The organism is Paraburkholderia sp. JHI869, from assembly GCF_038900775.1.
Lineage (GTDB): Bacteria > Pseudomonadota > Gammaproteobacteria > Burkholderiales > Burkholderiaceae > Paraburkholderia.
The window spans coordinates 402,526-428,284 of sequence record NZ_JAYMSC010000004.1; the positions used below are offsets into that span (position 1 = coordinate 402,526).

A 25,759-nucleotide genomic window follows, 5' to 3' on the forward strand; every position below is an offset into this window, starting at 1 on the left:
GCTGACCGGCTAAGCCCCATGGCGAGCCGCGCAAGCGTGCGGCGGCTCGCTCCGGCACGCCGCCGGGCGCGTTTGGTAACATGGCGCGAGGCGCAGTAAGCACCTTCAGACATGCGCGCCACCGCCGCGCGTCCCTCGTTCACGTCGTTTTGCGTCACCTGCCCGCATGGCCCAGGACAAACTGATCGCGTGTCACGATTGCGACGCGCTCTACCGCAAACCGCGGCTGCTCGGCCGCCAGAGCGCGCGCTGCTCGCGCTGCGGCGCCATGCTCTATAGCAGCGCCGCGTCCCAGCTCGACCGCATCTGCGCCATCACGGTCGCGGCGCTCCTCACCTTCATCATCGCCCAGTCGTTCCCGATCATCGAGCTCGATGCGAACGGTATCACTACGGAGTCGAGCCTGTTCGGCGCCCTCGTGGTGCTGTGGCACGAGGACATGGAGATCATCGCGGTGATCGTGTTCTGCGCAACCATCCTCTTTCCGCTCACGGAGATGGTAGCGCTGCTCTACGTCCTGCTGCCGGTGCGGCGCGGCTTCATTCCACCGGGCTTCAACTACGTGTTGCGCGCCATCCAGCTCGTGCGGCCGTGGGGCATGCTCGAGGTGTTCATGCTGGGCGTGCTCATCACCATCGTGAAAATGGTGAGCCTCGCGCGCGTGATTCCCGAAACGGCGCTCTTCGCCTTCGGCGCGCTCACGCTGATGTTCACCGTGGTCGTCACGTTCGATGCGCGCACGCTCTGGGACATCGCCGACGGCCTGCGCGACGCCGCCCGCGCGGCGCGCGAGGGCGGCGCGGGACCGTCTGATCTCCCGGGTGGATCGAGCGGCCCATCGGCGCCGCACTCGCCCTCCTCGCCGTCGCCGCACCCGCACCCGCTCTCCGAGCCCGAGATCCGCGAGCCCGGCGCAGGCGCGCAAGACCCGGCGGCGCCGCGCGGCGGCCCGCTCCCCAAGGGGCCCCGATGAAATACCAGACCGCCACCGACGCCGGCTACGTCTCCTGTCACGCCTGCGGGCATGTGCAGCCACACGTGCGTGCGCCCAGGCACGTGCGCTGCGCACGCTGCGGCTCGCCCGTGCACGAGCGCAACCCGGACAGCATCATGCGCACGTGGGCCCTCCTCGTTGCCGCGGCGCTGCTTTACATTCCCGCGAACCTGCTGCCTGTGATGCACACGGCCTCGCTCGTCGGCGACGAGGACGACACCATCATGAGCGGCGTGGTCTACTTCTGGACCTCGGGGGACTGGCCGCTCGCGGTGATCGTGTTCATCGCGAGCATTCTCGTGCCCATGCTCAAGCTCTCGGTGCTCGCGCTGCTCGCGTTCACCTCGCAGCGCGGCTCGACATGGCGGCCAGTCGAACGCACGAAGCTCTACCGGCTCGTCGAGTTCATCGGCCGCTGGTCGATGCTCGACGTGTTCGTTGTCACGCTAACCGTCGCGCTGGTACGCTTCCAGTCGCTTGCGGTCATCACGGCGGGCCCCGGCGCGATCGCGTTCGGCTCGGTCGTGATCCTGACGATGATCGCCTCGATGCAGTTCGATCCACGCTTGATCTGGGATCCGGTGGACGAAGACAAACACAAACCTGCGCAACACTCTCAGGATCAACCCCATGAATAGTCCGAAAGGACCGACCCCGCCCAATCTGCCAGAGCCGGAGATCGTCAAGCCGAAGCGCTGGCTCCCCTCGCTCGTCTGGATCGTGCCGATCGTCGCGGCGCTGATCGGCGTGGCGCTCGTCGTGAAGTCGGTCGCTACGCGCGGCCCGACCATCACGATCAGCTTCGTGAGCGCCGAAGGTCTCGAGCCGGGCAAGACCAAGGTCAAGTACAAAGACGTGGACATCGGCTCGGTGCGGGCAATCAAACTCTCGCCCAACCTTTCGCATGTGATCGTCACGGTCGAACTCACCAAGGACGCCGAACGATTCGCCGTGAAAGACAGCCGCTTCTGGGTGGTGCGCCCGCGCGTGGGCGCAAGCGGCGTTTCGGGGCTCACCACGCTGCTCTCGGGCTCGTATATCGGCGCGGACGCCGGCCGCTCGCAGGAGTCGCAAAGCGACTTCGTCGGGCTGGAGGCGCCGCCTGCCGTGACCATCGACGAGAAGGGGCATCGCTATACCCTGCACAGTTCGACGCTCGGGTCGCTCGACATCGGCACGCCGATTTTCTACCGGCGCATCCAGGTCGGGCAGGTGACGGGCTATTCACTCGACAAGGACGGCACCGGCGTGACAGTGCAGGTGTTCGTGAGCGCGCCCTTCGACCAGTACGTGGGCACCAACACGCGCTGGTGGCATGCGAGCGGCGTGAACGTGCAGCTCGATTCGAGCGGCATCAAGGTCAACACGCAGTCGCTCGCCACGATCGTGGTGGGCGGCCTCGCGTTCCAGGCGCCGGCCGGCCAGTCGATGGGTCCGCAGGCACCCGACAGCGCTACGTTCGCACTCGCCTCCGACGAGACTGAAGCGATGAAGGAGCCGGACGGCGCGCCGCAACGCGTCGTGATGTACTTCAACCAGTCGTTGCGCGGCCTTTCGGTCGGCGCGACGGTCGATTTCCGCGGCATTGCGCTCGGCCAGGTGACCGACATCGGCGTCGAGTACGACCCGAAGCAGCACAACTTCACGATGCCCGTGACGATGGATCTCTACCCGCTGCGCCTGTCGCGCCGTATCCGCGGCGAAGCGCCCTCGCCGCATACGCCGCAAAGCCAGGAGCTGATCAAGCGGCTCGTCGCGCGCGGCCTGCGCGGCCAGTTGCGCACCGGCAACCTGATCACGGGGCAGCTTTATATCGCGCTCGACATCTTCCCGAAGGCGGGCCCCGCGACGGTCGACTTCAACCACGACCCGCTCGAGCTGCCCACGGTGCCGAACTCGCTCGAAGAACTGCAGCTGCAGGTGGCGGACATCGCGAAGAAGCTCGATCAGATTCCGTTCGACAAGATCGGCAACAACCTGAACGAGTCGCTCAAGAACGCCAACCAGCTGTTCGGCAAGGTGAACGACCAGATCCTGCCGCAGCTGCAAGGCACGCTGGACCAGGCGCAGAAGACCTTCAACGCCGCGCAGTCCACGCTGCAGCAGGATTCGCCGCTGCAGTCCGACGTGCACCAGGCAATGCAGGAACTCACGCGTACGCTGCAATCGCTCAATTCGCTCTCCGACTATCTGGAGCGCCATCCCGAATCGCTGCTGCGCGGCAAATCTGGAGACAAGCCATGACGTTCCGACGCGTCCCCTCCCTTGCCACGCTCGGCGCGCTGGGTGCGCTGGTGTTCGCGGCCGCGCTGGCGGGCTGCAGCTCGCCTGCCAGCCGGTTCTACACGCTCAGCCCGACGGACGACTCAGCCCGCACCACTGCTGCGTCGAGCACGGCCAACGCCCCATGGCTGATCGAGCTGGCGCCTGTCGATGTTCCGCCGCAGGTGGCGAAGGCGCAGATGGTCGTGCAAACCGACGCCAACCAGGTGCGCGTACTCGAGCAGGAGCGCTGGTCCTCGATGCCCGGCGACGAGATCCGCCGGGCGCTCTCGGGCGACCTCACGCAGCAGCTCGGCACCATCGACGTGTACGGCTCGCCGCACCCCGAGGGCGTGCCGGTGTACCGCGTGAGCGTGAACGTGCAGCGCTTCGAATCGTGGCCGGGCTCGCATGCGCTCATCGACGCCGTGTGGAGCGTGCGCGCGCTCGACACACAAACGGTCCTGACCTGCCGCAGCGTGCTCAAAGAAAACGTGGGCGACGGCTACGACGCACTTGTCATCGGCCACCGGCAGGCGGTCGAGGCGCTCTCGCAGTCGATCGCGAGCGGTGTGCGCGCACTCGCGGCCGCGCCTCGCGTGAGCGTGGCGGGCAACGGCGCGAAGGCGGGTTCGCGCGCGAAACCGGCGCCGAGCATTGCTTGTCCGCAGATGGCGTCCTGAGCCGGCGGTCTTGCCGGTGTCGCTAAAAATGACAGTAAATGATGGAAGTTGACCGACGATAAAACGCGATCAACGCGAAGACGGTAGAGTCGACCTATCAGCACCGGCCAGGTGTTCCGTCCTTCGCGCCATATTGCGCGTGAACTCTGGTTCACAGTTAGTCAACCATGGATTACACTTCTTCCTGTATCACGATTCGGACGACCGAGATATTCGATGCCTGGTTCGTCAACCTGAAAGACCGGATTGCGAAACGCCGGATTCAGGCACGCATCGACCGGCTGATGCTCGGGAATCCGGGGGACACACGCTCTGCAGGTTCCCCGGTTACTGAGATGCGCATCGATCATGGCCCCGGATACCGCGTCTACTACGTGCAGCGTGGCTCCGTCCTCGTGATTTTGCTCTGCGGCGGCAACAAGTCCTCCCAGGAAGCCGACATCAGGGCTGCGCACAGCATGCTCGCCGAACTCGACACGGAGTAAGAAGCCATGTCTGCAAAGACAATCAAGACCCGGCCTTGGGATTCCGCGGAGCATCTCCAGACCGAAGACGACATCGCCGAATACTTCGAAGCCTGCCTCCGCGAAGGCGGCGATGATCCGGCGTTCATCGCTCATGCGCTGGGGGTGATCGCTCGTGCCCGTGGTATGGCGCAGGTGGCGCGCGATACGGGAATCAGCCGTGAGGGCCTCTATAAGGCGCTCTCCTACGAAGGTAATCCCAGCTTTGCGACCATCCTGAAAGTCGTGAAAGCGCTCGGGCTCGAGCTGCACGGCTCTAAGGCGTCCGCCTGATTCGCTCAACGTCCGCGCGGGCCGCCCGGCGCGCCAGCGGCCGACAGCACCTGGCCGCTCCCGCAACCCGCGTACAATAGCGCCTTCCCCGCAGCGTCCCATCCTCCTTCATGTCTTTCGATTTCTTTGCCCCCTGCCCGCGCGGCCTCGAAGCCGCGCTCGCCGCCGAACTGGCCGAAACCGCGCAACGGCGCCTGCCGCCCGGCGCACTCGAGGTCGGCGCCGAGGTGCCCGGCGGCGTGCACTTCCGCGGCAACTGGGCCGGCGGCATCGCCGCCAACCTGCATTCGCGCATTGCGAGCCGCGTGCTCCTGAAGATCGCCCAGCGCCCGTACCGCAGCGAACAGGACATCTACGCGCTCGCGCGCGAGCAGCAGTGGGAGAAGTGGTTCTCGGCGAACGAGACGATCCGCATCGACATCACCGCGATCAAGTCGCCGCTGCGCAGCCTCGAATTCGCCACGCTGCGCGTGAAGGACGCGATCTGTGACCGCATGCGCGACAAGGCCGGTGCGCGTCCGAGCGTCGATACTGCCTACCCGGATGTGCGTGTGTTCGCCTTCCTCACGGTGAACGAGTGCACGCTCTATCTCGACACGTCGGGCGAGCCGCTTTTCAAGCGCGGCTGGCGTCTGGACAAGGGCGCCGCCCCGCTGCGCGAGAACCTCGCCGCGGGCATCCTGCGCCTCACGGGCTGGACGCCCGGCACGCCGCTCTATGACCCGATGTGCGGCAGCGGCACCTTTCTCGCGGAAGCCGCGCAGGTCGCGCTCGACATCGCGCCGGGCCTTGATCGACGCTTCGGCTTCGAGTCGCTCAAGCAGGCCGACATGGCCGCGTGGCGGCACCTCAAGAGCGAGGCGAACACGGCGCGCAATCTCGCACAAAGCAAAACCGGCGATCTGCTGATTTATGGCAGCGACATCTCCGACGTGATGCTGGAAAAGGCGCGCGCGAACTTCAAGCGCGCGGGCTTCGGCAGCGTGACGCTCAAGCAGCTCGACGCGCGCAACATGACGCCGCCCTCGGCTGCGCCCGGTATTCTCGTGGCAAACCCGCCGTACGGCGAGCGTATCGAGGTGCGTGGCCGCAATGCGCGCGGCGAAGTGCGCCCGACGGCGCGCGAGCTGCGCGGCGACGACGATGAAGGCTTTCGCCGCGCCAAGGACGAAGCGCCCGACGCCGAGTTCTTCCAGGCGCTCGGCGACGCGCTCAAGCAGCGCTTCACGGGCTGGCGCGCCTTCGTCCTCACCTCGGACCGCAAGCTGCCGGGCCAGTTGCGCCTGCGCGAAGCCGCGAAGACGCCGCTCTTCAACGGTGCGCTCGAGTGCCGCCTGTTCCGCTTCGACCTGATCGCGGGCAGCGTGCGCCAGCGTCCGGCGAGCGGCGGCGCGAACCCCGCCGCCGGCAACGACGACAACAACGCCAGCTGACGCAAGCCAACGCGCATGGCGGGTGGCGTTTGCACCCGCCGTCGCGCCGCGCGAGGATCAGCCCGGCGCCGTCGCCGGCGCGCCCACCGCCAGCGGATACCCTTCGTACTCCGGAAACATCTTCGGCAACGTGAATGCCGGCATCGAATAGCGCGAAAAGCAGCGCGAGGTCGAAGCCGGGTGGATCAGGTGCAGGCAGCTCGCCTGAGTGTCATCCGCGGCGAGCACCTTGCGGCCCGCTTCGACAATGCGGCGGATGAAGCTCTCGTCTTCGCTCAGGTCGATATCGTCGAAGCGAGCCTGCTCGAAAAGCGCCTTGCGATACACGTACGAGAAACCGTAGAACAGGATGAAGTCCGCGCCGATTTTCATCTTGTCGTGGAACTCGACCGTCGCGACGCTATTGCCCGTCAGCACATAGTGCAGCCCCACGCGCGCATTCAGGTCCATGTAGCCGAAGAACCGCGTGTGCGGCGCGTACATCCAGAACGTCGCGAGCTTCATGAGGTCCGCGCCGTTGTCCCCCAGCATCTTCACCATGCCCGCGAGATAGTGCGAGGCGTAGTGGTCGTCGTCGTCGAAATGGGCGATCAGCGGGCTGCGCGCCTCGTTCACGAGAAAGTTGCGCTTGGCGCCGATCGACATGCGCGTTTTCGACCAGTAATAGCGCACGCGAGCATCGGTCTTTGACAGCGCGCTCAGGAATGCACTGGGCTGCGGGCTGTCGTCGAGGACAAGCCATTCCCAGGCCACGTGCTGACGCTGGATGCAGCGCCAGATTGCCGGCAGGAAGGCTTCGCGGTTGCCCGTGGGCGTGATGATCGAGACGGTGGGAGACATGCGGGTACGGGGATTTCGAACCCTCCGATTACAGCAGAGATGCGCAGAAGTCTCTCTCGAAAAGATTCGAAACGGCCGCCGGAGCTCATGCGGCACGGCGCGCCAAACCTACTGACAACACGCTGTCAGCAGCCCCCAGGCACACTGCTTCTACGCCATCTGGCGAGGCTGCCGCCGTCCGGCTGCCGCCATTTACTGTCCGCCGTTGCCTTCGAGGAGCGCATTGTGTCTACCGATCTGTCCCGTGTGATCTCGTGGTTCGAAATTCCCGCGTTCGACCTGGAGCGCGCGGCCCGTTTTTACGAAACCGCCTTCGACACCGCGCTGCAGCGCGATGTGGTCGGCGGCGTGCCGATGGCGCTGTTCGCGCACACCGATACGGAAACCGGTGGCTGCATCGTGTTCAATCCGCATGACGCCAAGCCCGACCCGAAGGGCGTGCTCGTGTATCTGAACGCGCAGCCTTCGGTCACGGCTGTGCTGGACCGCGTGGAGAGAGCCGGCGGCAAGCAGCAGGGGCCGGCGGTAGAGCTGCCGAACAACTACGGCTATATCGGCTTCTTCATCGACACCGAAGGCAACCGCGTCGGCCTGCACGCGCCGAAGCTCGGCTAACCGCGACCGGGCGCCGCGCGCGCGCCCGGCGCTATCATCTGTGGTTATTCCAGTTACCGCGCCCGCTTTCGCGACCGCCCTGCCATGACCCGCCGCGCCGACCGCCTTTTCCGCATCGCCGAGCTACTGCGCGGCCGGCGTCTCACCACCGCTCAGCAGTTGGCCGAATGGCTCGAAGTCTCGCCGCGCACGGTCTATCGCGACGTGCGCGACCTGCAGCTCTCCGGCGTGCCGATCGAGGGCGAGGCGGGCATTGGCTACCGGCTCGCGCGCACGGCAAGCCTGCCGCCGCTCACCTTCACCGCCGACGAGCTCACCGCGCTCGCGGTTGGCGCGCGCATGGCCGAATCGTGGGGCGGCGCGGCGCTCGCAAGCGGTGCACGCGGCGCGCTCGCGAAAGTCGCCGCAGCCATGCCCGCGGAAAAACGCGCCGTGCTGGAACGGCTTGCCGTATTCGCGCCCGCGTATCACATGGATCACGCGTTCTCGGACAAGCTCGACGCGCTGCATCGCGCCGTCGACACGCGGCTCGTCGTGCGCTTCGCGTACTGCGACCGTATCGGCGCGCATACGGAGCGGCGCATCTGGCCGCTCGGGCTCGTGTACTGGGGCGCGCAATGGACCGTCGGCGCCTGGTGCGAAATGCGCGAGGACTTCCGCAACTTCAACATCGCGCGCATGGAAAACGTGGAAGTGCTCGAGCAGTTTCCCGATGTGAGCGGGCGGCGCCTCGCCGATTATTTGCGCCGCGTGAACGCGCCTTCGCTGTAAACGCACCACAATGCGCGCGCCGATGAAAAAAGGCGCGCATCGCTGCGCGCCTTTTGCGTGGGTTTGAAGCGAGCAGCGCTTACTCCACGGCTTTCACCATCTCCTCGATCACCTTCTTCGCGTCGCCGAAGACCATCATCGTCTTGTCCATGTAGAACAGTTCGTTGTCGAGGCCCGCATAGCCCGCCGCCATCGAGCGCTTGTTCACGATGATCGTGCGCGCCTTGTACGCCTCGATGATCGGCATGCCCGCGATCGGCGACTTCGGGTCGTTCTTCGCCGCCGGATTCACCACGTCGTTCGCACCGAGCACCAGCACGACATCGGTCTGGCCGAACTCGTTGTTGATGTCCTCCATCTCGAACACCATGTCGTAGGGCACTTCCGCTTCCGCGAGCAGCACGTTCATGTGGCCCGGCATGCGGCCCGCCACCGGGTGGATCGCGTAGCGCACGTCCACGCCTTTTTCGACGAGCTTGTCGGTGAGCTCCTTCAGCGCGTGCTGCGCGCGCGCCACTGCGAGGCCATAGCCCGGCACGATCACGACGCTTTCGGCATTGCCGAGCATGAACGCCGCATCGTCAGCCGAACCCGACTTCACCGGACGCTGCTCCTGCGCACCGCCCGTCGCCGCCCCGCCCGCCTCGCCGCCGAAGCCGCCCAGCAGCACGTTGAAGAACGAGCGGTTCATCGCGTGGCACATGATGTACGACAGAATCGCGCCAGACGAGCCCACGAGCGACCCCGCGATGATCAGCATGGCGTTGTTCAGCGAAAAGCCGATGCCCGCCGCCGCCCAGCCCGAGTACGAGTTCAGCATCGAGACGACCACCGGCATATCCGCGCCGCCGATCGGAATGATGATGAGCACGCCCAGCGCGAACGCGATCAGCGTCATGATGATGAACGGCAGCCACGACTGCGTAATGAAGAACAGGATGCCGAAACCGATCATGCCGAGCGCGAGCATCAGGTTGATCAGATGCTGGCCAGGGTAGACCACGGGCGCGCCCTGAAACAGGCGGAACTTGTACTTGCCCGAGAGCTTGCCGAACGCAATGACCGAACCGCTAAACGTAATCGCGCCGACGAACGTGCCGATGAACAGTTCGATGCGGTTGCCGTACGGCAGGAAGCCGGGATACGGCGCGTCTTCTGCCACCAGCCCGAACGCTGCCGGTTCGGAGACGACCGCATAGGCAATGCAGACCGCCGCGAGACCGATCAGCGAGTGCATGGCCGCGACGAGTTCGGGCATCTTCGTCATCTCGACGCGCGCGGCGACATAGGCCCCAAGGCCACCGCCCACCACGAGCGCCGCAAACAGCAGCATGAGGCCTAGCCCGAGATTCGAGCCGAACTGTGCGGACTCCTTCACGATCAGTGCAAGGGTAGTGAGAATGGCGATGGCCATACCGACCATGCCGAACACATTGCCGGCGCGTGCGCTCTTCGGATTCGACAGCCCCTTGAGCGCCTGGATGAAGCAGACCGACGCCACCAGATAAAGCAGCGTAACGACGTTCATGCTCATTTACGCGCCCTCCTTGGCCGGACCGGAGAGCTTTTTCGGCTCCTTCTTGCGGAACATCTCCAGCATTCGCCTCGTGACGAGGAACCCGCCAAAGACGTTCACGGCCGCGAGCAGCACGGCGAACGTGCCGAAGAACTTGCCTGGGCCACCCACGGTCAGGCCCGTGGCCAGCATGGCGCCGACGATCACGATCGCCGAGATCGCATTGGTCACGGCCATGAGCGGCGTGTGCAGCGCGGGCGTGACGTTCCAGACCACGTGATAGCCCACGTACACGGCCAGCACGAAGATGATCAGGTTGATGACGGTATGGTTAATGACTTCCATTGTTGGTCTCCTCCTCGTCATGCCTTGCGCGTGACCTGGCCGTCGCGGGCCAGCAGCGTGGCCGCGACGATGTCGTCCGCGAGATCGATGTTGAGCGTGCCTTCCTTCGTGAGAATGAGTTTCAGGAAGTCGAGCAGGTTGCGTGCGTACAGCGCGGAGGCGTCGGCGGCGACCATGGAGGCGAGGTTCGTGTAGCCGCAGATCTGTACGCCGTGGTGCGTCACGACCTTGTCGGCCTCGGTGAGCGGACAGTTGCCGCCGCGTCGGCCGCTTGCCTGATCGGCCACCGGCCCGCGGCCTGCCGCGAGGTCGATCACCACCGAGCCCGGCTTCATCGCCTGTACGGTTTCCGATGGCAGGAGCGTCGGCGCATCGCGGCCCGGAATCAGCGCGGTCGAGATGACGATGTCGGCCTGCTTCGCACGCTCGTGCACCAGCGCGGACTGACGCGTGAGCCACGATGGCGGCATGGGCCGGGCATAGCCGCCCACGCCAACGGCGGCATCGCGTTCCTCATCGGTTTCGTAGGGCACGTCGAGGAACTTGCCGCCAAGCGATTCGATCTGCTCCTTCACGGCGGGGCGCACGTCCGAAGCCTCGATCACGGCACCCAGGCGCCGCGCCGTAGCAATGGCCTGAAGGCCCGCCACGCCCGCGCCGAGAATCAGCACGCGCGCGGCTTTCACCGTGCCGGCGGCGGTCATGAGCATCGGCATGAAGCGCGGATAGAGGGTCGAGGCCACGAGCACCGCCTTGTACCCGGCGATGTTGGCCTGCGACGACAGCACGTCGAGGCTTTGCGCGCGCGTGGTGCGCGGCGCAGCTTCCAGCGCGAAGGCCGTCACGCCTGCCTCGGCGAGCTTTGCGGCGTTTTCCGCATTAAAGGGATCGAGCATGCCCACGAGCACCGCGCCGCGCTTCATGAACGTCAATTCGCTGACGGTGGGTGACTGGACCTTGAGCACGAGATCCGCTCCGAGAGCGGCGGCTGCATCGGCGATCTGGGCGCCTACGGCCGTGTAGGCCTCATCGAGATAGCTCGCGCCGACGCCCGCGCCGGCCTGGATCGTGACCGTGTGGCCCTGGGCGACGTACTTCTTGACTGTCTCCGGCGTCGCGGCCACGCGGGTTTCGTTCGCCCGCGTCTCTGCAGGCACTCCGATATGCATCGTTGTTTCCTCCTCGACCTTCTTGTTCTAGCTGTTCTGGCTCGAATCGAGCGAAGGGAGGCCGACAAACGGCGTTCAGGCGCCGGCATCCATTGCAACGGCAAACGACGGCACCACTTTAACCGAAACGAGCGGCGGCTTTGTAGCAGGAATTGCCCGCTTCGGCGCGACGCACACACGACACGCTGCGTCGCCCGACCGGACGGTCGGCAGTGCCAGGTTAGCCGGCATGTGCGCCGTCGGGGCCCGATCCGGCCCCGGGCAGCGTTCTCGCCGTCCCGGTAAAATACCGGCCCATGAATGAGGAAACCTGGGCACCCCACGTCACCGTGGCCGCGATCGTCGAGCGCGACGGGCGTTTTCTGCTCGTCGAGGAGCACACACCGGCCGGCCTGCGCCTGAACCAGCCCGCCGGGCATCTGGAAGCGGGCGAGACGCTGCACGAGGCGGTGGAGCGCGAAACGCTCGAGGAAACTGCGCATGTGTTCACGCCTGAAGCGCTAGTCGGCGTATATATGACGCACTTCGGCAAGCCAGGCGAGAGCGGTGCGACATATGTCCGCTTCACGTACTGCGGCCGCGTCGCAGTCGAACCGGAAAACCGCGCGCTCGATCCGGACATCGTCCGCACGGTGTGGATGAGCGCCGACGAACTGCGCGCGGCGAGCGAGCGCCATCGCACGCCACTCGTGATGCGCTGTGTCGACGATTACCTCGCAGGCAAGCGCGTACCGCTGGATTTCATCCAGACGCACGCAACGGCGCCCAAGGTAGCACCCAAGAGCTGAAACAAGGCAGCAACGAAATGAGCAAACGTAAGGTCGTGGTAGGCATGTCGGGCGGCGTCGATTCGTCGGTTACCGCATGGCTGCTCAAGGAGCAGGGATTCGACGTCGTCGGTCTCTTCATGAAGAACTGGGAAGACGACGACGACGGCGAGTACTGCTCGACGCGCCAGGACTGGATCGACGTGGTGTCGGTCGCGGACCTGATCGGCATCGACGTCGAAGCGGTGAACTTCGCCGCCGAGTACAAGGACCGCGTGTTCGCGGAGTTCCTGCGCGAATATTCCGCGGGCCGCACGCCGAACCCGGACGTGCTCTGCAACGCCGAGATCAAGTTCAAGGCGTTTCTCGACCACGCCATGTCGCTCGGTGCGGAAACGATCGCCACAGGTCACTATGCGCGCGTGCGCCAGAACCACGAGCGTGACGGTCGTTTCGAACTGCTGAAGGCGCTCGACCACACGAAAGATCAGTCGTACTTCCTGCACCGCCTGAACCAGGCGCAGCTTTCGAAGACGATGTTCCCGCTCGGCGAAATTCCCAAGACGAAGGTGCGCGAGATCGCCGAGAAGATCGGCCTGCCGAACGCGAAAAAGAAGGATTCCACAGGAATCTGCTTCATTGGAGAGCGGCCGTTCCGCGACTTCCTCAACCGTTATCTGCCGACCAAACCCGGCCCGATGATGACGCCCGACGGCCGAGTCGTCGGCGAGCATATCGGCCTCGCGTTCTACACGTTCGGGCAGCGCAAGGGCATTGGTCTCGGCGGCAGCAAGGACGGCAGCGGCGAAGCGTGGTTCGTGGCGGGCAAGGACATGACGTCTAACACGCTCTACGTCGTGCAGGGTCACGATCATCCGTGGCTGCTCGCGCACGAACTGCGCGCGGGCAACGTGAGCTGGGTGGCGGGCGAGCCGCCGGCGCAGGACCACGCGTGCGGCGCGAAAACGCGCTATCGCCAGGCCGACGCGCCCTGCTCGTTCCATACCGCAGACGAATTCGGCGCGGGCCAGTTCACGCTGCGTTTTCCCGATGCGCAGTGGGCCGTCACGCCCGGCCAGTCGGCGGTGCTCTATGACGGCGACGTGTGCCTGGGCGGCGGCATCATCGAGGCGGTGACGACGCTCGCGCCGCACGTGCCCGCCGTACTGCCGCCTGAGGCGCCAAAGAAAAAGAAGCGCATACCGCGCAAGAAGCCCGCTGCGGCCACGACGGCGTGACGGCGGCGACGGCGACGGCAGGCCAAACGTAAGAGAACACCGCGCGGCGCCCTGGGCGCCGCGTTTTTTTATCAGACCTTCGACACCTCGCAAACACCGCTCAAACGGCGTGCCCGCTTCCCAGCCAGATTCACGAACTTGCGGCATCATTCCCGCAAGCCGCGCCCGGCAACCGCGCGGCTGACGCGCACCGCCCCTTTACGAGAGGAGAGCAGGCGCGCGCATTAAATCAAGTTCGAGGAGTTCCCCCAATGCTTTCCCGACGTTATCTCGCCATGTGGGGCGCGGTGCTGCTGCTCGCGGCCTGCGTCGCCGCGGCCGCGCTCCATCACCTGTCGTGGTACTGCGTGATCGTGCCCGCACTGCTCGTCGCGCTCGGCCTCTACGACATGTTCCAGGAGCGTCACGCGATCCTGCGCAACTACCCGATCTGGGGTCATCTGCGCTTTCTGTTCGAGTTCGTGCGGCCCGAGATCCGCCAGTACTTCGTCGAAGACGACACCGACGAAAAACCGTTCTCGCTCGCCCAGCGCAGCCTCGTCTACCAGCGCGCGAAGAACGCCGTGGACAGCCGCCCGTACGGCACCGAACTCGACGTGAAGGCCGTGGGCCACGAATGGATCAGCCATTCGCTCGCGCCCACCAGGCTCGCAGGCAGCGACTTCCGTGTGCTCGTTGGCGGCACTCGCGCGCAACCGTACTCGATGTCGATCTTCAACATCTCGGCAATGAGCTTCGGCGCGCTCTCCGCGAACGCCATCCGCGCGCTCAACATGGGCGCGAAGAAAGGCGGCTTCGCGCATGACACCGGCGAAGGCTCGATGTCGAAGTATCACCGCGAGAACGGCGGCGACATCATCTGGGAAATCGCTTCGGGCTACTTTGGCTGCCGCAACGACGACGGCACCTTCAGTGCCGAGAAATTCCAGCGACTCGCGAACGAGCCGCAGGTGAAGATGATCGAGGTGAAGCTCTCGCAAGGCGCGAAGCCCGGCCACGGCGGCATGCTGCTTGCCGCGAAGGTCACGCCCGAAATCGCCGAAACGCGCGGCATTCCCATCGGCAAGGATTGCGTCTCTCCCGCGCGCCACTCGGAGTTCTCCACGCCGCGCGGGCTGCTCGAATTCGTCGAGCGTCTGCGCAAGCTCTCGGGCGGCAAGCCCACGGGCTTCAAGCTGTGCATCGGCCATCCGTGGGAGTTTTTCGGCATCGCCAAGGCGATGCTCGAAACCGGCATCCTGCCCGACTTCATCGTCGTGGACGGTGCGGAAGGCGGCACGGGCGCAGCGCCGCTCGAATTCACGGATCACATCGGTACGCCGCTGCAGGAAGGCTTGCTGCTCGTGCACAACACGCTCGTGGGCATCGGCCTGCGCGACAAGATCAAGATCGGCGCGAGCGGCAAGATCATCACCGCGTTCGATATCGCGCGCACGCTCGCGATCGGCGCGGACTGGGTGAACTCGGCGCGCGGCTTCATGTTCGCCGTGGGCTGCATCCAGGCGCAGAAGTGCCACTCGGACCGCTGCCCCACCGGCGTCGCCACGCAAGACCCCGTGCGCCAGCGCGCGCTGAACGTGCCGGACAAGGGCGAGCGCGTCTTCAACTTCCATCACAACACGCTGCATGCGCTGCAAGAGCTGATTCAGGCCGCCGGTCTCGCGAGCCCTTCGGATCTGCGCGCGCATCACATCGTGCGGCGCGTGTCGTCGTATGAAGTGAAGCTGATGTCGGAGCTGCTCAAGTACCTGAAGCCAGGAGACCTGCTTGAAGGCCGCTATCGCTATCAGTTGTACGAGAAGTGGTGGCCGGTTGCGCGCAGCGATTCGTTTGCGCCGGCCGAGGAAAAGATCGTCTGAGGAAGACGCCGCGCATCGCCGCGCGGCTCACGCAAAAACGCCCGACGGCACGCCATGCCGTCGGGCGTTTTCACATCAACTGCCTGTGAACCGTTGATTAGCCTTGCGGCACCGTGTCGACGAACGACTGGCGCTGCGAGAGCTTCTCGAAGTAGCGCGCAAGATTGGGATGCGCCTCGCGCCAGTTCAGCTCCGGCATGCGGAAGTCGAGATAGCCGAGCGCGCAGCCCACGGCGATATCCGCGATCGTGTAGCGGTTGCCCGCGCACCACGGGTTGCCGTCGAGCCCCTTGGCCATCGCGGTCAGGCTTTCCTGGATCTTGCGCTCCTGGCGCTTCACCCACGCCTCGTTGCGCTGCTCCGGCGTGCGCTGCGTGCCTTCGAGACGGATCAGCACGGTGGCGTCGAGCATGCCGTCGGCAAGCGCCTCCCAGCAACGCACTTCAATGCGCTCACGGCCTGCGGGCGGAATGAGCTTGGCCACAGGCGAGAGCATGTCGACGTACTCGCAGATCACGCGCGAGTCGAACACGGCTTCGCCGTCGTCCATCACGAGACACGGAACCTTGCCGAGCGGGTTGAAATCGTGAATCGCCGTCTCGGCACCCCACACGTTTTCGAGCACCAGCTTGTAGTCGATTTTCTTTTCAGCGAGCGTGATCCGCGCCTTGCGGACATACGGGCTGCCGAGCGAACCGATAAGTTTCATACCACCTGCCTTTTCTGGAATCCGGCCGAAGTATACGTTGGATTCGTATTTTTCTGACGTGCCGCCTGTTGCAGTGCAGGATTTTTCCTACAAATAATGTCAGCAGGAGACAACACCCCGCGACAGCGGCGCGTCCGTTGGGTGTCCGCGAGCCAGCGCGCCCGATTGTAGCCAGCGCTACAATCTCACGATGGACTCGACCCTCAAGCAAAGCGCCCCGGCCGCCTCGAGCGAAGCCCACCCTGCGGCCAACGTGGCCGACGCAGCCGACATGCAGCGTGGCCCCGACGGCGGCGCGGCGCTCTATCGCGAGCGCCGCGAACGCGTGCTCGCGGCGCTGCGCGCGCAAGGCGGCGGTGTTGCACTCGTGCCGACCGCGCCCGAAGTGCTGCGCAATCGCGACGCGGACTATGCCTACCGGCACGACAGCTACTTCTACTACCTCACCGGCTTTACGGAGCCCGAGGCGCTGCTCGTGCTCGACGCGAACGCGGGCGAGAACCAGCCCGCCGCCATCCTGTTCTGCCGTGCGAAGAACGTCGAACGCGAAACGTGGGAAGGTTTTCGCTTCGGTCCCGACGCCGCGCGTGAAGCGTTCGGCTTCGACGCCGCGTTCCCCTTCGACGAACTCGATGCGCGCGTCCCGCAGCTGATCGCCAACCGTCCCGCGCTGCACTACGCGCTCGCGGCCTCCGATCGCTTCGACGCGCAAGTGAAGCGCTGGATCGACGCGGTGCGCGCGCAAGGGCGCAGCGGCGTCACCGCGCCGGCCGCGGCGTACGACTTGCTGCCGCTGCTCGACGACATGCGTGTAATCAAGGATGCGCACGAACTCGACACGATGCGCCGCGCCGCGAAGATCTCAGCGCTCGCGCACGTTCGCGCGATGCAGACGTGCCGGCCCGGCATGCGCGAATACGAGATCGAGGCGGAGTTGCTCTACACGTTCCGCAAGCACGGCGCGCAGGCGCCTGCCTACGGCTCGATCGTCGCGGCAGGCGCGAACGCGTGCGTGCTGCACTACCCCGCGGGCAACGCGGTGGCGCGCGAAGGCGACCTCGTGCTCATCGACGCCGCGTGCGAGTTGAACGGCTACGCCTCGGACATCACGCGCACGTTCCCTGCGAGAGGCCGCTTCACGAGCGCGCAGCGCGAGCTTTACGACATCGTGCTCGCCGCCCAGCAGGCCGCCATCGACGCCACGCGCGCCGGCGTGAACTTCGAGGCGCCGCACGACGCCGCGGTGCGCGTGCTCGCGCAGGGGCTGCTCGATACCGGCATCATCGACCGGCAGCGTTTTGCGAGCGTCGACGACGTGATCGCCGAGCGCGCCTATGCGCGCTTCTATATGCATCGCACCGGGCACTGGCTCGGCATGGATGTGCACGACGCGGGCGATTATCGCGAGCGTGATGTTACGGCGAGCGCCGACAAACCCGGCGCCCCGCCGCCCTGGCGCACGCTGCGCCCCGGCATGACGCTCACGATCGAGCCTGGCCTCTACATCCGCGCGGCCGAGGACGTGCCCGAGCGCTACTGGGACATCGGCATCCGCATCGAGGACGACGCCATCGTCACCGAAACGGGCTGCGAGCTGATCACGCGCGGCGTGCCCGTTGCCGCCGATGAAATCGAAGCGCTCATGCAAAACGCGCAACGCGGCGCCTGACGCAGGCGCAAGTGCGAACACGTGAAGATTCCACACGAAGCGAAGCAAACGACATGAACGCAGTTTCCGGCAGCGCGAACGACACCTCGAATGGCGCGAACCCGCACGCCCATTTCGATCACGACGTGACGATAGTCGGCGCGGGGCCGGTGGGTCTCGCGCTCGCGGGCTGGCTCGCGCGGCGCAGCGCCACGCAAGGTCTCTCGATTGCGCTGATCGACGCCCGCGAACCCGAGGACAGCGCAGGCGACCCGCGCGCCATCGCCGTATCGCAGGGCAGCCGCACGCTGCTCGAAGCGCTCGCGTGGCCGCACGACGCCACGCCTATCGAGCGCATCCATGTTTCGCAGCGCGGCCATTTCGGGCGCACACTGATCGACCGCCACGACTACGACTTGCCCGCGCTCGGCTACGTGGCGCGCTATGGCGCGATCGTGCAGGCGCTCGCGCAGGCCGTGCGCGGCACGCAGGTGCACTGGCTGCATCACGCGCAGGCGCACGATCCCGTTGTGGAAAACGACGGCGTGACGCTGCCGGTCGTGAGCGCGGGCGTCGAGCGGCAGTTGCGCACGCGCATTCTCGTGAACGCCGAAGGCGGGCTCTATCGGGCGCTGCCGCAACGTGACGCGCAAGACGACACCGACGAGACAGACGCGCAAGCGGTCGTGCCAGCCGCCGAAACCAAACGCACGCGCGACTACGGCCAAACGGCGCTGGTCGGCGTGGTGACGCTCGCGGCCCCGCAGCCGCACGTCGCGTGGGAGCGATTCACGAGCGAAGGCCCGATCGCACTTTTGCCGATGGGCGGCGTGCGCGGCGCTGACTACGCGCTTGTGTGGTGCTGCTCGCCCGCGCAGGCCGAGCGCCGTGCTCAACTCAACGACGCCGACTTTCTCGCCGAACTCGGCGTAGCGTTCGGCGCGCGCATGGGCCGCTTCACGCAGATTCACGGTCGCGCGGCTTTCCCGCTCGGTTTAAACGCGCTTGACGCCCTCGTTTCCGGCCACGGCCGCATCGCAGCGGTCGGCAATGCGGCGCAGACGCTGCATCCGGTGGCGGGCCAGGGCCTCAACCTCGGCCTGCGCGACGCCCACGCGCTCGCCGATTCGCTCGCGCAGCACGGCGCCACGCCGCGCGCGCTCGCCGAATTCGCGGGCCGCCGCGCGTTCGACCGGCGCATGACGATCAATGCGACGGATACGCTCGCACGCCTTTTCACCGTCGATTTCGGCCCGCTCGCCACGCTGCGCGGGCTCGCGCTCACGGCGCTCGAATTCGCACCGCCCGTGAAGACGGCGCTCGCGCGGCAGATGATGTTTGGGCAGCGGAGTTGATGCCGCGAACTAAGGGTCGCATCGCTTTTCTTTCAACACCGCAACACCGCTCTGAATCACGACCAGGGTCCGCGCTGCGCGACCTCGCATCCCGCTTACGCTAAAATACGCGTTTCCCCTTTTGCAAATTCAGGCCGTTCGCCGCGCCAGCCGGAATGCCATCCGGGTCGCGGCTCCGGCTTCGCCCGCGCGTCATGTTCACTATCGGCCGTCACACCTTGCGTAATAACCTGTTCGTCGCCCCCATGGCGGGTGTCACCGACAGGCCGTTCCGCCAGCTGTGCAAGCGGCTCGGCGCTGGCTATGCGGTGTCCGAAATGGTCGCGTCCAACGCGCAGCTCTGGAAGAGCGAAAAGACCATGCGCCGCGCCAATCACGCGGGGGAAGTGGAACCCATCTCTGTGCAGATCGCGGGCGCCGATCCGGAAATGATGGCCGAAGCCGCGCGCTACAACGTCGCCAACGGCGCGCAGATCATCGACATCAACATGGGCTGCCCGGCCAAGAAGGTCTGCAACGTCGCGGCCGGCTCGGCGCTGCTGCAAAACGAGCCGCTCGTGGCGCGCATCGTCAAGGCCGTGGTCGACGCCGTGGGCGTGGGTCCCGACGCCGTGCCTGTCACGCTCAAGATCCGCACGGGCTGGGACCGCGACAACCGCAACGCGCTCACCATCGCGCGCATCGCCGAAGAGAGCGGCATCGCCATGCTCACCGTGCACGGCCGCACGCGCGCCGACCTCTATCACGGTGAAGCGGAGTACGAAACGATTGCCGCCGTGAAGGCCGCCGCGCGCATTCCCGTGGTCGCGAACGGCGACATTACGTCGCCCCAAAAGGCGCGCGAGGTGCTCGCGCTCACGGGCGCCGACGCCATCATGATCGGCCGCGCGGCGCAGGGGCGCCCGTGGTTGTTCCGCGAAATCGAGCATTTCATGGCGACGGGCGAGCTGTTGCCGCCGCCGCGCGTGGACGAAATCCAGACGATCATGAACGAGCATCTGGAGGACCACTACGCGTTTTATGGGGAATTTACGGGCGTGCGTACTGCGCGCAAGCATATCGGCTGGTACACTCGCGGCCTTTGCGGCGCCAATACGTTCCGGCACCGCATGAATACGCTGGACACCACGCGCGAGCAGCTCGTCGCCGTCAACCAGTTCTTCGACGAACAGAAGGCGCGCTCGGAGCGCCTCGTCTACGTCGACGACGAGAACAACGACAGCGACGGCAGCGACGAATCAACCGATCGACTGGCAGCATGAGCAAGCACAACATCGAACAATCCGTCCGCGAGAGCCTTGGCATCTACTTCCAGGACCTCGACGGCAGCAATCCGCACGGCGTCTACGATATGGTGATGGCGTGCGTCGAAAAACCGATGCTCGAGGTGGTGCTCGAGCAGGCAGGCGGCAATCAGTCGCTCGCCGCCGAGTATCTCGGCATCAACCGCAACACGCTGCGCAAGAAGCTCCAGCAGCACGGCCTGCTGTAACGCCGCTGCGTTTAACTGGACCTTCGGCGCGGACTCCTCGATCTATCGGCAACTCTCCCACATCATGATCAAGCAAGCGCTCATCTCCGTTTCCGACAAGGCAGGCATTGTCGACTTCGCGAAATCCCTCTCGGATCTCGGCGTCAAGATCCTGTCGACCGGCGGCACCGCGAAACTGCTCGCGGACGCGGGCCTTTCCGTCACCGAAGTGGCCGACTACACCGGCTTTCCGGAAATGCTCGATGGGCGCGTGAAAACGCTGCACCCGAAGGTCCACGGCGGCATTCTCGCGCGCCGCGACCTGCCCGAGCACATGGCCGCGCTCGAAAAGCACGACATCCCGACGATCGACCTGCTGGTCGTGAACCTCTACCCGTTCGTCCAGACGGTGTCGAAGGAAGAGTGCACGCTCGAAGACGCGATCGAGAACATCGATATCGGCGGCCCGACCATGCTGCGCTCGGCGGCGAAGAACCATCGCGACGTGACCGTGGTCGTCGACCCGGCCGACTACGCGAAGGTCCTTGAAGAGATGCGCGCGAACGGCAACACCGTGAGCTACGCCACGAACTTCCGCCTCGCGACCAAGGTGTTCTCGCACACGGCGCAGTACGACGGCGCGATCACGAACTACCTCACGAGCCTCACCGAAGAGCTCGAGCACAAGTCGCGCAACACCTACCCGGCCGTGCTGAACCTCGCGTTCGACAAGGTCCAGGACTTGCGCTACGGCGAGAACCCGCACCAAAGCGCCGCGTTCTACCGCGACCTCGCAACGCCCGCCGGCGCACTCGCGAACTACAAGCAGATTCAGGGCAAGGAACTCTCGTACAACAACATCGCCGACTCGGACGCGGCATGGGAATGCGTGAAGACGTTCGACGCCCCGGCCTGCGTGATCATCAAGCACGCCAACCCGTGCGGCGTGGCGATCGGCACGAACGCGCTCGAAGCGTACTCGAAGGCGTTCCAGACCGACCCGACCTCGGCGTTCGGCGGCATCATCGCGTTCAACCGCGAAGTGGACGAAGCCGCGGCTCAAGCCGTGGCGAAGCAGTTCGTCGAAGTGCTGATCGCGCCGTCGTTCTCGGAAGCCGCAAAGGCCGTGTTCGCCGCGAAGCAGAACGTGCGTCTGCTGGAAATCGCGCTGGGCGACGGCCATAACGCGTTCGATCTGAAGCGCGTGGGCGGCGGCCTGCTCGTGCAATCGCTCGACGCGAAGAACGTACAGCCGCACGAACTGCGCGTGGTGACGAAGCGCCACCCGACGCCGAAGGAAATGGACGATCTGCTGTTCGCATGGCGCGTCGCGAAGTTCGTGAAGTCCAACGCCATCGTGTTCTGCGCGAACGGCATGACGATGGGCGTGGGCGCGGGCCAGATGAGCCGCGTGGACTCGGCGCGCATCGCCAGCATCAAGGCGGAAAACGCGGGCCTCAAGCTCGCGGGCACGGCAGTCGCGTCGGACGCGTTCTTCCCGTTCCGCGACGGCCTCGACGTCGTGGTCAACGCCGGCGCGACCTGCGTGATCCAGCCGGGCGGCTCGATGCGCGACGACGAAGTGATCGCCGCCGCCGACGAGCACAACATCGCCATGGTGATGACGGGCATCCGCCACTTCCGTCACTGATCTTCGCCGCTTTGGTTGCATGCAGCGCGTGACCTGCACGTGACGCGCCGCTTGTGCTAAGCCCGCCGGACGTATGTCTCGCGGGCTTTTTCTTTGCGCCGCGCGCCTTGTTCGCCTGCGTCTTCAAGGCTCGCGGCATCTGTGCCGTTCGTTGTACCATCCCAGCCACACCCGCTTTTTCCCGCATTTCATGAGAATTCTCGGCATCGACCCCGGCTTGCGCGTCACCGGCTTTGGCGTGATCGAGCGTCACGGCCATCAGCTCACGTATGTCGCGAGCGGCGTCATCCGCACCGCCGATGCCGATCTGCCCACACGCCTCGGCACCATCTTCGAGGGCGTTTCCACGCTGATCCGCCAGCATGCGCCCGACCAGGCCGCGATCGAAAAGGTCTTCGTCAACGTCAATCCGCAGTCGACGCTTTTGCTCGGCCAGGCGCGCGGCGCGGCCATCTGCGGGTTGGTTTCGGGAGGCGTGCCGGTGGCCGAGTACACCGCACTTCAGCTCAAGCAGGCCGTGGTGGGCTACGGACGCGCGACCAAGGAGCAGATGCAGCAGATGGTCGTGCGTCTGCTCGCCCTCACCGGCATGCCCGGCACCGACGCGGCCGACGCGCTCGGCATGGCGATCTGCCACGCGCACAGCGGCGACACGCTGGCCACGCTCGGCGGTCTTGCGCCTGCGCTCGCGAAAAAGGGCATGCGGGTGCGGCGCGGGCGGTTGATTGGCTGATTGCGTAGCAGAATTCGCGCTTGATGCACCTGGCCGAACGGCCAACGTTCCAGCCGCGCGCTCCGCACGGCCCTCCCCTCCGCTACACTCTTGAGCTTTCCCTCATCACAGAAACCGCCATGATCGGTCGCATTGCCGGCGTATTGCTGGAAAAGAACCCGCCGCACCTGCTCATCGACTGCAACGGCGTCGGCTACGAAGTCGACGTGCCGATGAGCACGTTCTACAACCTGCCCGGCACCGGCGAAAAAATCGTCTTGCTCACGCAGATGATCGTGCGTGAAGACGCGCACTTGCTCTTCGGCTTCGGCTCGCAGGAGGAACGCTCGACGTTTCGCGAACTGCTCAAGATCAGCGGCATCGGCGCGCGCATGGCGCTCGCCGTGCTCTCCGGCATGAGTGTGAACGATCTCGCGCAGGCGGTCACGCAGCAGGATGCGGCGCGCCTCACACGCGTGCCCGGCATCGGCAAGAAAACGGCCGAGCGTCTGCTGCTCGAACTCAAAGGCAAGCTCGGCGCGGACCTCGGCGCGATGGCCGCCGCAGCTTCCCCCTCCGACCACGCGAACGACATCCTCAACGCGCTTCTCGCGCTCGGCTACTCGGAGAAGGAAGGCCTCGCCGCGATCAAGAACGTGCCTGCCGGCACCGGCGTTTCCGAAGGCATCAAGCTCGCGCTCAAGGCGCTTTCGAAGGCCTGATTTCTTCCGCTCGCAGGCAGTGCTGGCAGTTAGTTGCAGCGCCTGCGCCGCGCGCGGGACGACGCCGCCAGCGCATAGTCTGCGCGGTACAATCGCCGGATGATCGAAACCGACAAACTCGCCGCCAACCACTCCGGCGCCGACCGTGTGATTGCCGCCACGCCCGCCTCGACTCACGAGGAAGCGTTCGAACGCGCATTGCGCCCGCGCCAGCTCGACGAATATGTCGGCCAGGAAAAGGTGCGCGGCCAGCTCGAGATCTTCATCGAGGCCGCGAAGCGCCGTTCCGAACCGCTCGACCACGTGCTGCTGTTCGGGCCGCCGGGGCTCGGCAAGACCACGCTCGCGCACATCATTGCGCGCGAAATGGGGGTCAATCTGCGGCAGACGTCGGGCCCGGTGCTGGAACGCGCGGGCGATCTTGCAGCGCTGCTCACCAATCTCGAAGCAAACGACGTCCTCTTCATCGACGAGATTCACCGGCTCTCGCCGGTCGTCGAGGAAATTTTGTATCCGGCGCTCGAGGACTACCAGATCGACATCATGATCGGCGAAGGGCCGGCCGCGCGCAGCGTGAAGCTCGACCTCCAGCCGTTCACGCTCGTGGGCGCGACCACGCGCGCGGGCATGCTCACGAACCCGCTGCGCGATCGCTTCGGCATCGTTTCGCGCCTCGAGTTCTACAACGCGGGCGAGCTCTCGCGCATCGTGCAACGCTCCGCTTCGCTGCTCGGCGCGCAGATCCACCCCGACGGCGCACTCGAAATCGCGCGCCGCTCGCGCGGCACGCCGCGTATTGCGAACCGCCTCTTGCGCCGCGTGCGCGACTACGCAGAAGTGAAGGCCGACGGCGCGATCACCGCGAAGGTCGCCGACGCCGCGCTGCGCATGCTCGACGTCGACCCTGTGGGCTTCGATCTGATGGACCGCAAGCTGCTCGAAGCCATCCTGCACAAGTTCGACGGCGGCCCGGTGGGCGTGGACAATCTCGCCGCCGCAATCGGCGAGGAACGCGACACGATCGAGGACGTGCTCGAACCGTATCTGATCCAGCAGGGCTATTTGCAGCGCACGCCGCGCGGCCGCGTTGCCACGCAGCTCAGCTATCGCCACTTCGGGCTCACCGTGCCGGACGACGCCTCGACGGGCGGCGACTGGGAACCGGACGCGTCGTAGCGCACACCTGACGCACTTCCTTCAACGCAGCGCGAGCGAGAGCACGATGTCCGATCACGCCGGCCTCCCTCCCAACGCTCCTGAACCGACCGGCCTCGCCGGTCAGCTCGTGCGCCGTATGCGGATGACGCTCGCCGAGAGCATCACGCATCTCACCACAGGCAGCGGCCCGAGACTCGATTACTCGAATCCGCCGGGCGACCCCGGCCTCTTCGGCCCCGACGCCGTTTGCTGGAAAGTCCACGCCGATTTCGCCGCGATGATGGCAGGCGGCGTCAGCGCGCTGCTCCTGCAGGCGCTGCATCCGCTTGCGCTCGCCGGCGTATGGGACCACTCGACGTTTCGCATCGACATCCTCGGGCGGCTGCGACGCACCGCGACGTTCATCGCCGGTACGACTTACGGCAGCCGCGCCGACGCGCTGGCGCTGATCGAACGCGTCAAGAAAATCCACCTCGCCGTGACGGGCGCCGCGCCCGATGGCCGCCCCTATCGCGCGAGCGATCCCGCGTTGCTGACGTGGGTCCACGTGGCCGAAGTGTCCAGCTTTCTCGGCGCGTATTTGCGCTTTGTGAATCCCGCACTGCCGGGTGAGATGCAGGACCAGTACTACGCCGAAGTCGCGCGCATTGCCGACCTGCTCGGCGCGACGAACGTGCCCCGATCGCGCGCGGAAATCGCTGCGTATCTGCAATCGATGCAGCCCGAACTCGTTGCGAGCGACCGCGCGTTCGAGGTCGTGCGCGTGCTCATGCAAGCGCCTACGCCGCGCCCGGCAATGCGGCCCGCGGGCGCGCTGATCCGGAACGCGGGCATCGACCTGTTGCCGCCCTTCGCGCAGCAAATGCTCGGCTTCGATTCGTTCGCCTTCGCGCGCCGCGCGATGGTGCGGCCCGGCATGCTTGCCGTAGCGCCTGTATTGCGCTGGGCGCTCGTCAATGGCGTGTCGAAACGCGCACGGCGGCGCGCGGCGGCAAAGCCCGTGCAATAAGCGCGCCGCGGAATAAAAAACGGCCAACCCGCTCG

At 65.9% G+C, this 25,759-nt stretch carries 24 protein-coding genes and 2 pseudogenes; 21 read left to right on the forward strand and 5 right to left on the reverse strand.

What is annotated here, in order from left to right; genetic code table 11:
• Positions 1 to 166: 166 nt before the first annotated feature.
• From VSR72_RS10760 to VSR72_RS10790, 7 genes and pseudogenes are all read left to right on the forward strand, one after another.
• Positions 167 to 973, forward strand: a complete 807-nt coding sequence (locus tag VSR72_RS10760; RefSeq protein WP_342952351.1) for a paraquat-inducible protein A — start codon at positions 167 to 169, stop codon at positions 971 to 973.
• Positions 970 to 1,632 carry a paraquat-inducible protein A gene (locus VSR72_RS10765; protein WP_342952352.1) on the forward strand — a complete coding sequence of 221 codons (663 nt, stop codon included), beginning with the start codon at positions 970 to 972 and terminating at the stop codon, positions 1,630 to 1,632. Before VSR72_RS10760 ends, VSR72_RS10765 begins: the two co-directional genes overlap by 4 nt.
• Positions 1,633 to 1,648: 16 nt before the next feature.
• Positions 1,649 to 3,238: pseudogene (locus VSR72_RS10770) on the forward strand (MlaD family protein); the annotation flags it as partial.
• Entirely contained in the window at positions 3,235 to 3,939 is a 705-nt protein-coding gene (locus tag VSR72_RS10775) for a PqiC family protein (RefSeq protein WP_342952353.1), read from the forward strand. The pseudogene VSR72_RS10770 and the gene VSR72_RS10775, both read left to right, overlap by 4 nt.
• A gap of 167 nt (positions 3,940 to 4,106) precedes the next feature.
• Positions 4,107 to 4,424: a type II toxin-antitoxin system RelE/ParE family toxin gene (locus VSR72_RS10780; protein ID WP_342952354.1), complete on the forward strand. Its 318-nt coding sequence runs from the start codon at positions 4,107 to 4,109 to the stop codon at positions 4,422 to 4,424.
• Positions 4,425 to 4,430: 6 nt separating this feature from the next.
• Complete coding sequence (locus VSR72_RS10785; protein WP_342952355.1) at positions 4,431 to 4,736, forward strand: addiction module antidote protein; 306 nt, start codon at positions 4,431 to 4,433, stop codon at positions 4,734 to 4,736.
• 110 nt (positions 4,737 to 4,846) lie between these two features.
• The gene (locus tag VSR72_RS10790) at positions 4,847 to 6,169 is read left to right on the forward strand and encodes a class I SAM-dependent RNA methyltransferase (RefSeq protein WP_342952356.1); all 1,323 of its coding nucleotides are present in this window, start codon (positions 4,847 to 4,849) and stop codon (positions 6,167 to 6,169) included.
• 57 nt (positions 6,170 to 6,226) lie between these two features.
• On the opposite strand, the gene VSR72_RS10795 is transcribed toward VSR72_RS10790, so the two are convergent.
• Entirely contained in the window at positions 6,227 to 7,009 is a 783-nt protein-coding gene (locus VSR72_RS10795) for a glycosyltransferase family 2 protein (protein ID WP_342952357.1), read from the reverse strand.
• A gap of 225 nt (positions 7,010 to 7,234) precedes the next feature.
• Between VSR72_RS10795 and VSR72_RS10800 the strand changes: the two genes are divergently transcribed.
• Positions 7,235 to 7,624 (forward strand): VOC family protein, encoded by a 390-nt coding sequence (locus VSR72_RS10800; protein WP_342952358.1) that lies wholly within the window; start codon positions 7,235 to 7,237, stop codon positions 7,622 to 7,624.
• A 78-nt stretch (positions 7,625 to 7,702) separates the two neighbouring features.
• Positions 7,703 to 8,395: pseudogene (locus VSR72_RS10805) on the forward strand (YafY family protein); the annotation flags it as partial.
• Between the two features lie 79 nt (positions 8,396 to 8,474).
• Here VSR72_RS10805 and VSR72_RS10810 read toward each other — a convergent pair.
• Genes VSR72_RS10810 through VSR72_RS10820 form a run of 3 tightly spaced genes read right to left on the reverse strand, consistent with a single transcriptional unit; the run spans position 8,475 to position 11,425 of the window.
• Entirely contained in the window at positions 8,475 to 9,929 is a 1,455-nt protein-coding gene (locus VSR72_RS10810) for an NAD(P)(+) transhydrogenase (Re/Si-specific) subunit beta (RefSeq protein WP_342952359.1), read from the reverse strand.
• Positions 9,930 to 10,256 carry an NAD(P) transhydrogenase subunit alpha gene (locus VSR72_RS10815; RefSeq protein ID WP_342952360.1) on the reverse strand — a complete coding sequence of 109 codons (327 nt, stop codon included), beginning with the start codon at positions 10,254 to 10,256 and terminating at the stop codon, positions 9,930 to 9,932. It lies immediately after the preceding gene.
• A 17-nt stretch (positions 10,257 to 10,273) separates the two neighbouring features.
• On the reverse strand, positions 10,274 to 11,425 hold the full coding sequence (locus VSR72_RS10820) for a Re/Si-specific NAD(P)(+) transhydrogenase subunit alpha (protein WP_342952361.1): 1,152 nt from the start codon (positions 11,423 to 11,425) through the stop codon (positions 10,274 to 10,276).
• 296 nt (positions 11,426 to 11,721) lie between these two features.
• Here VSR72_RS10820 and VSR72_RS10825 point away from each other — a divergent pair, with 296 nt between their 5' ends.
• From VSR72_RS10825 to VSR72_RS10835, 3 genes are all read left to right on the forward strand, one after another.
• Positions 11,722 to 12,213, forward strand: a complete 492-nt coding sequence (locus tag VSR72_RS10825) for an NUDIX hydrolase (RefSeq protein ID WP_342952362.1) — start codon at positions 11,722 to 11,724, stop codon at positions 12,211 to 12,213.
• 17 nt (positions 12,214 to 12,230) lie between these two features.
• Positions 12,231 to 13,430 (forward strand): tRNA 2-thiouridine(34) synthase MnmA, encoded by a 1,200-nt coding sequence (gene mnmA / locus VSR72_RS10830; protein ID WP_342952363.1) that lies wholly within the window; start codon positions 12,231 to 12,233, stop codon positions 13,428 to 13,430.
• 251 nt (positions 13,431 to 13,681) lie between these two features.
• On the forward strand, positions 13,682 to 15,289 hold the full coding sequence (locus VSR72_RS10835) for an FMN-binding glutamate synthase family protein (RefSeq protein WP_342952364.1): 1,608 nt from the start codon (positions 13,682 to 13,684) through the stop codon (positions 15,287 to 15,289).
• Positions 15,290 to 15,386: 97 nt separating this feature from the next.
• Here VSR72_RS10835 and VSR72_RS10840 read toward each other — a convergent pair whose 3' ends face one another.
• Positions 15,387 to 15,998 carry a glutathione S-transferase C-terminal domain-containing protein gene (locus VSR72_RS10840; RefSeq protein WP_342952365.1) on the reverse strand — a complete coding sequence of 204 codons (612 nt, stop codon included), beginning with the start codon at positions 15,996 to 15,998 and terminating at the stop codon, positions 15,387 to 15,389.
• A 271-nt stretch (positions 15,999 to 16,269) separates the two neighbouring features.
• On the opposite strand from VSR72_RS10840, the gene VSR72_RS10845 reads away from it, so the two are divergent.
• From VSR72_RS10845 to VSR72_RS10885, 9 genes are all read left to right on the forward strand, one after another.
• Positions 16,270 to 17,667, forward strand: a complete 1,398-nt coding sequence (locus VSR72_RS10845) for an aminopeptidase P N-terminal domain-containing protein (protein WP_342952435.1) — start codon at positions 16,270 to 16,272, stop codon at positions 17,665 to 17,667.
• Between the two features lie 53 nt (positions 17,668 to 17,720).
• Positions 17,721 to 19,001 carry a UbiH/UbiF/VisC/COQ6 family ubiquinone biosynthesis hydroxylase gene (locus VSR72_RS10850; protein ID WP_342952366.1) on the forward strand — a complete coding sequence of 427 codons (1,281 nt, stop codon included), beginning with the start codon at positions 17,721 to 17,723 and terminating at the stop codon, positions 18,999 to 19,001.
• 194 nt (positions 19,002 to 19,195) lie between these two features.
• A complete protein-coding gene (gene dusB / locus VSR72_RS10855; protein WP_342952367.1) occupies positions 19,196 to 20,263 on the forward strand; it encodes a tRNA dihydrouridine synthase DusB in 1,068 nt (355 codons plus the stop codon).
• Complete coding sequence (locus VSR72_RS10860; RefSeq protein ID WP_342952368.1) at positions 20,260 to 20,493, forward strand: Fis family transcriptional regulator; 234 nt, start codon at positions 20,260 to 20,262, stop codon at positions 20,491 to 20,493. Before dusB ends, VSR72_RS10860 begins: the two co-directional genes overlap by 4 nt.
• A 64-nt stretch (positions 20,494 to 20,557) precedes the next feature.
• Positions 20,558 to 22,123 (forward strand): bifunctional phosphoribosylaminoimidazolecarboxamide formyltransferase/IMP cyclohydrolase, encoded by a 1,566-nt coding sequence (gene purH, locus VSR72_RS10865; RefSeq protein WP_342952369.1) that lies wholly within the window; start codon positions 20,558 to 20,560, stop codon positions 22,121 to 22,123.
• A 190-nt stretch (positions 22,124 to 22,313) separates the two neighbouring features.
• The gene (gene ruvC / locus VSR72_RS10870) at positions 22,314 to 22,856 is read left to right on the forward strand and encodes a crossover junction endodeoxyribonuclease RuvC (RefSeq protein WP_342952370.1); all 543 of its coding nucleotides are present in this window, start codon (positions 22,314 to 22,316) and stop codon (positions 22,854 to 22,856) included.
• A gap of 119 nt (positions 22,857 to 22,975) precedes the next feature.
• Complete coding sequence (gene ruvA, locus VSR72_RS10875) at positions 22,976 to 23,557, forward strand: Holliday junction branch migration protein RuvA (protein WP_342952371.1); 582 nt, start codon at positions 22,976 to 22,978, stop codon at positions 23,555 to 23,557.
• A 99-nt stretch (positions 23,558 to 23,656) separates the two neighbouring features.
• Positions 23,657 to 24,733, forward strand: coding sequence for a Holliday junction branch migration DNA helicase RuvB (ruvB, locus tag VSR72_RS10880; RefSeq protein ID WP_342952372.1), 1,077 nt, complete (start codon positions 23,657 to 23,659; stop codon positions 24,731 to 24,733).
• A gap of 118 nt (positions 24,734 to 24,851) precedes the next feature.
• On the forward strand, positions 24,852 to 25,724 hold the full coding sequence (locus tag VSR72_RS10885) for an oxygenase MpaB family protein (RefSeq protein WP_342952436.1): 873 nt from the start codon (positions 24,852 to 24,854) through the stop codon (positions 25,722 to 25,724).
• Positions 25,725 to 25,759 lie beyond the last annotated feature (35 nt).